This window comes from Novosphingobium sp. TCA1 (assembly GCF_009811895.1).
Classification (GTDB): domain Bacteria; phylum Pseudomonadota; class Alphaproteobacteria; order Sphingomonadales; family Sphingomonadaceae; genus Novosphingobium; species Novosphingobium panipatense_A.
Genome location: NZ_BLJH01000022.1, coordinates 88,789 through 94,931, shown reverse-complemented (window position 1 = coordinate 94,931; position 6,143 = coordinate 88,789). Strand labels below are relative to the sequence as shown.

The following is a 6,143-nucleotide window of genomic DNA, read 5'->3' as shown; positions in this document are numbered from 1 at the left end:
CTCGAACCAAGGACCCGCTGATTAAGAGTCAGCTGCTCTACCAACTGAGCTATGCGTCCACGCGTTTCCGCGTAAGGACAGGGATGGTGGACGCACTTGGGCTCGAACCAAGGACCCGCTGATTAAGAGTCAGCTGCTCTACCAACTGAGCTATGCGTCCACACTGCCCTGACCTGGGCTGCCGTTTCGGAAAGTCTTTGGTGGACCTCCCCGGCGGCGGAGAGGCCCCTATAGCGGCTGTTTTCAGGATGGGAAGAGGAAATTTCGATTATTTTACGAGATCGATCCCGGACGGCGATTCCAACGGTTTACCGCCATCAGGGTCCCCACGCAGATCATGTTGGTCAGCATCGAGGTGCCGCCGTGGCTCATGAAGGGCAGGGGAATGCCGACGACCGGGGCGAGGCCCATGACCATCATCAGGTTGATCGCGACGTAGAAGAAGATCGTCGCGCTCATGCCGGCGGCGAGCAGGCTGGAGAAGCGATCCGGTGCGCGCCGTGCCACGCGCAGCCCCCAGGACAGGACGATCGCGAAGACGAACAGCACGAACAGGCCGCCCAGCATGCCCCATTCCTCGGCCATCGTCGCGAACACGAAGTCCGTATGCGATTCGGGAAGATATTGCAGGTGGCTCTGCGAACCGTTGCCGAATCCCTTGCCAAGGAAACCACCCGAACCGATCGCGATTTTCGACTGGGTGATGTGATAGCCGGTTCCCAGCGGATCGCTTTCGGGATCGAGGAACACGAGGACGCGGTTGCGCTGATAGTCATGGAGCAGGGTGAAGAAGGCGATCGGCGCCACGACAGCGGCGGTCGCCCCGGCGCCGATGAACCATGACAGCGGCAGGCCCGCCAGGAACATCGTCACCGCTCCGCCGAAGCAGATCGCCAGAGCCGTGCCGAGGTCGGGCTGGATCATGACGAAAAGTGCGGGAATGCCGATCAGTACCCCGGCAGGCACCAGTCCGCGCCAACTGGCGGTCATGGCATGGGGCAGGGTCTCGTAGAAGCGGGCCAGCACGAGGACGATGGCAGGCTTCATAAGCTCGGACGGTTGCAGCGTCATGAAGCCGAGGTTGAGCCAGCGCTGGCTGCCGCCGCCCACGGCGCCGATGGCCTCCACCAGCACGAGGAGAACGACGATGGCGCCGTAGACCGGGTAAGCGGCCATGCGGAAGAAATCGCGGCTGAACCGGGAAATGACGATCGCCATGCACAGGAAGATCAGGAACCGCATCACATGGCTGAGCGCGTAGGGCTGGAGGTTGCCCCCTGCGGCCGAATAGAGCACCGCCGCGCCCAGGCTGACGAGGCTCATCAGCGGTATCAGCATGTGCCAGGGCTGGCGGGCGATGGCATCGGGAACGATGGATCGGCTGATCATGGCGTGTTCCCTCCGGTATTGCCCGGCGCAGGCGCGGTAGGCGTGGGAGAAGGAGAGGGCGTCGCTGCGGCGGCAGGGGGCTGGTCGGCCGGATCGGGCTCTGGCGCGGGCGAGGCGGCATCGCGGACGATGGGCTGGCTCGGGTCCTGCGGCGTATCGGCGCCTTGCAGCTTGCGATTCTCTTCCTCGGCCGAGACGGCGGGCGCGCCTACGCCATATTGCGCCGAATAGGTGCGATAACGGGCGTCGAGACGCTCCTTGGGCGTGCCGCCCCACTTCTTCTCAAGCTCCGTGAGGACATCCATGCCCTTCTGCTTGTCGAAGATGTAGGTCAGCACGTCGCGGGCGATGGGATAGGCGGCGCCGGAACCGCCACCGTGCTCGACGACGACCGAGCATGCATAGCGCGGATTGTCGAACGGGGCGAAGCAGATGAAGTGGCCGTGGTCGCGGTGCTTCCACAAGCCGCCCTTGCCGCTACCGATATTGAGGCCGACGACTTGCGCGGTCCCGGTCTTGCCCGCGAGCTTGATGTCGGGGAAGGGCAGGCGCGAATGCGGCGCTGAGCCCGGACCATTGGCGACGTCCGACATGGCCTGACGTACATAGGCGAGATGCTCGGCGGGAATGCCGAGCGAAGGCGCGACGTCATGCTCATGACCATGCACCAGGCGCGGCATGATGATCCGGCCGCTGGCGATGCGCGAGGCTTGGATGGCCTGTTGCAGCGGGTTCACCAGGAAGTAGCCCTGACCGATCGTGGCATTGACCGTGTCGAAAGTCTGCCATTCCTTGCCGTACTTCTTCAGCTTCCAGGCCGGGTTGGGCACGGTTCCGTAGGACTGGCCGGAAACCGGCAGCGGGAAGTCCTTGCCCAGGCCGAGTCGGCCCGCCATGGCCGCGATCGGATCCATGCCGATGCGCTGGGCGAAGTGGTAGAAGTAGACGTCGCAGCTCTGGTAGATGCCCTTGGCCATGTTGACCGAGCCATGGCCGCGCCGGTTCCAGCAGTGGAACACGCGGTTGCCGACCCGCAGGCCGCCGCCGCAGAATACCGATTCGTTGGGGTCCAGACCCGCTTCCATAAAGGACAGCGCGACCATCGGCTTCACGGTCGATCCGGGCGGATAGAGCCCGCGCAGGACCTTGTTGCGCAGGGGCACGTGGTCGTCGTCCGACAGCATCTTCCATTCGAGACGGCCGATGCCGTCCGAGAAGCTGTTCGGATCGAAGCTGGGCATCGAGCACATCGCCAGGATGTCGCCGGTCTGGCAGTCCATCACCACGACGGCTGCCGATTCGGGGCCGATACGCCGCGAGGCATATTCCTGGATGCCCGCGTCGATGGTGAGCTTGAGAGTCTTGCCGGGAACGTCCTCACGCGTGTCGAGGTCGCGCACGATGCGGCCCGAGGCGGTCACTTCGACGCGCCGGGCGCCGGGTTTGCCGCGCAGGTCCTTCTCGTAGAACTTTTCCAGCGCGTCCTTGCCGACCTTGTAGCCGGGCGTGATCAGGACGGGATCGCGGTCCTTCTCGTATTCCTCGGCCGAGGCCGGGCCGACATAGCCGATCAGGTGGCCGACCGAGGGACCGAGCGGATAGAAGCGCGAGAAGCCGCGCTGCGTGACCACGCCGGGCAGATCCGGCAGACGCACGCTGACGGCGGCAAATGTGTCCCAGTCGAGACCGCTGGCCACTTCCACGGGCGCAAAGCGCCGTGCGCGCTCCAGCTTGTCCTCCAGATCCTGCATCGCGATCGGAGACAGGCTGAGCAGCTTGCCCAGCGTCTGGATCGTATGGGCCGGGTCCTGAACGCGCTCGGGAATGAGATCGACGCGGAAATCCGCCCGGTTCGAAGCGAGCGGCGTGCCGTTGCGGTCCATGATCCAGCCGCGACGGGGCGGAATCAGCGAGAGATTGACGCGGTTGCTTTCGGCCTGAAGCTCGTACTTCGCGTTCTGGGCGATCGAGAGATAGCCGAGACGGGCGGCGAGAAGCACGCCGACCCCGCCCTGAATCGACCCGACGACGATACTGCGCCGATCAAAGCTGTTGCGAAGCGTACCGGCGCTGACGTGGCGTTGCGGGAAGAACCGCTTGAAGCTGATCTTCATCGCAGCAGCACGATCGGCGCGAGGCGAATCCGATCGAACAGGGCGACAACTCGACCGACAAGCGGGTAGGAAAGCACGGAAATAATGACCTGCGGCACGATGACACGAATGGGAGACGATGCGCCCGCGATGTTCGCCAAGGCAAGGCACAGGACTATATAAGCGACGATGAGGCCCATTGCCATGAGCCATTCCGTAACGAAATTGCGCCAGGGCAGGCGAAGTTCCACGATTTCCAGCGCGATCGCGGTCAGCGACCAGAGCAGGACCGCGCAGCCGAAGGGCTGGCCGGAGAACAGATCGTCGAACATGCCCAGCGGCAGTCCGGCCCAGATCGGCAGGAGACCGGGGCGAAGCTGCCGCCAGCCGAGATAGATGAGGAACCCGATCGGCGGCATGACCGGCGCCGAAGCGACCAGGAACCAGCCCGGCACTATCGATCCCAGCATGATCGTCAGCCACGGGAACCCCCTGGCGAGAAAGCGCGAGGGGGCGTGGTTGATGCGTTGCCCGGAAGAGGATCGTGAGGCGCTGCGTTGGAACATCAGCGCTTCTTGGTCGTGGTATCGGTCGCCGGTGGAGGCGGCGGCGGGGGCGCCCAGCTTTTCTCGACCATTACGTAGTCGGTATCCGAAGGATTGCTGAGCACGCGGGCTATGGCGCCGTCGCGGATCAGGTCGGTGACGATGGCCATGGGCGTGCCGGGTCTATAGAGGCCGCCCGATCCCGAGGTCACCAGCACGTCGCCCTTGCGCAGCGGATTGATGCCGAGGTTGATCAGCCGGATGCGCAGGGTGCCGTCGCCGTTGCCCTGCGCGAAGGCCGGCACGCCGTCGGCGGCGCGGCGCACCGGGACCAGGCTTTCGCTGTCGGTAACCAGCAGCACCCGCGCGCTCGATGCGCCGACTTCCATGACGCGGCCGACAAGGCCCATCTGCGACCGCACCGGCATGCCGGGGGCGACATTGCGGTCCCGGCCGGCGCCCAGCGTGGCATAGCGGCGCGAACTGGCGCTGGTGGACGCGGTGAGGCGGGCATAAGTCACCGCGCCCCCGTCCTGTTCGGACAGGCCCATGAGGTCCTTCAGCCGCTTGTTCTCCGCCATGGCGGCACGCGCCTCGACGAGGCGTACCTTGGCTTCCGCCAGCTCGCGCGAGATGCGCGCGTGCTCGCTTCCGGTATGGAAGAAGCCGGAAAGATTGGCCCAGGCATCGCGTCCCATGTCGCGTCCACTCGCGGAGACTTGCGCGGCCGGTTCGGTCGCGTCGTCAGCCAGCCCGCGAAGGGTGGAAAAGAAACCGGGATTGACGAGCGAGATGATGACGAGCGCCAACCCGACCGCGGCGCCGAGCACGCCTGCGGTATAGCTGATGAACGTGGTGTACTGCGCCCGGCGCGAATAGCTGGAGCGCCTGTTTGCTGGCGGCGCCATGCGCCATGCACTCCTTCGTAGATGCGGTGCCGTGGCTGGGCTGCCGCTCGACCGTCAAAAACACCGGCGATCGCGTCGCCGGGCAAGCGGGCCGGACGACCGGAGCCATGCTCCGGCCATCCGGCGCGAAAATCAGGCAGACATCAGCACGCCGCGATAGACCGGATCTTCCATCGCGCGGCCGGTGCCGAGCGCCACGCAGGAAAGCGGGTCCTCGGCGACGCTGACGGGCAGGCCGGTTTCCTCGCGAAGGTAGTCGTCCAGACCCTGGATCAGCGCGCCGCCGCCGGTCAGCACGATGCCCTGGTCGACGATGTCGGCGGCCAGTTCCGGTGCAGTGTTCTCAAGCGCGATGCGCACGCCCTCGACGATGGCGCCGATCGGTTCCGCCAGCGCCTCGGCGACGTTCGCCTGGGTGATGGTGATTTCCTTGGGCACGCCGTTCACGAGGTCGCGGCCCTTGATGTGGATCGTCTCGCCGATGCCGTCGGCCGGCATGACGGCGATGCCGTAGTCCTTCTTGATGCGTTCCGCCGTGGCATCGCCGATCAGCAGGTTGTGGTGGCGACGCACATAGGAGACGATCGATTCGTCCATCTTGTCACCGCCGACGCGCACCGAAGTGGTGTAGGCAAGGCCGCGCAGCGAGAGCACCGCGACTTCGGTGGTGCCGCCGCCGATGTCGACCACCATCGAGCCGACCGGCTCGGTGACGGGCATGTCGGCGCCGATCGCTGCGGCCATCGGTTCGAGAATCAGGTAGACCTGGCTGGCGCCCGCGTTCGAGGCGGCGTCACGGATGGCGCGGCGTTCGACCGAGGTGGAGCCCGAGGGCACGCAGATCACGATTTCCGGGTAACGGAACAGGTTCTTCTTGCCATGCACCTTGCGGATGAAGTGCTTGATCATCTCTTCCGCGATTTCGATGTCGGCAATCACGCCGTCACGCAGAGGGCGGATCGCTTCGATGTTGTCGGGCGTCTTGCCCATCATCATCTTGGCGTCGTCGCCGACGGCCTTCACCTTCTTGACGCCGTTCAGCGTCTCGATCGCCACAACCGAGGGTTCGTTCAGCACGATTCCGCGGTCCTGAACGTAGACGAGCGTATTGGCGGTCCCAAGGTCGATCGCCATGTTCTGTGAGCCGAGTTTGAAGAATCGCGAGAAGGGCGAGGCCATCAGTAATCCGTTGTCTTTCCCAGCGCTTG

Annotated in this window: 5 protein-coding genes and 1 tRNA gene; all 6 read right to left on the bottom strand. The window is 65.0% G+C overall.

The window, feature by feature from the left end; translation table 11 throughout:
- Positions 1-84: 84 nt before the first annotated feature.
- A tRNA-Lys gene (locus NTCA1_RS21180) sits at positions 85-160 on the bottom strand.
- 113 nt (positions 161-273) lie between these two features.
- Positions 274-1,386, bottom strand: a complete 1,113-nt coding sequence (rodA, locus tag NTCA1_RS21175; protein ID WP_086490727.1) for a rod shape-determining protein RodA — start codon at positions 1,384-1,386, stop codon at positions 274-276.
- Positions 1,386-3,503 (bottom strand): penicillin-binding protein 2, encoded by a 2,118-nt coding sequence (mrdA, locus tag NTCA1_RS21170; protein ID WP_159831741.1) that lies wholly within the window; start codon positions 3,501-3,503, stop codon positions 1,386-1,388. The genes rodA and mrdA overlap by 1 nt, the downstream gene beginning before the upstream one ends.
- Positions 3,500-4,048, bottom strand: coding sequence for a rod shape-determining protein MreD (locus NTCA1_RS21165; RefSeq protein ID WP_086490594.1), 549 nt, complete (start codon positions 4,046-4,048; stop codon positions 3,500-3,502). The genes mrdA and NTCA1_RS21165 overlap by 4 nt, the downstream gene beginning before the upstream one ends.
- Positions 4,048-4,935, bottom strand: coding sequence for a rod shape-determining protein MreC (gene mreC / locus NTCA1_RS21160; protein ID WP_159831740.1), 888 nt, complete (start codon positions 4,933-4,935; stop codon positions 4,048-4,050). Before mreC ends, NTCA1_RS21165 begins: the two co-directional genes overlap by 1 nt.
- Before the next feature lie 132 nt (positions 4,936-5,067).
- Positions 5,068-6,114: a rod shape-determining protein gene (locus tag NTCA1_RS21155; RefSeq protein WP_086490592.1), complete on the bottom strand. Its 1,047-nt coding sequence runs from the start codon at positions 6,112-6,114 to the stop codon at positions 5,068-5,070.
- Between the last annotated feature and the right edge of the window lie 29 nt (positions 6,115-6,143).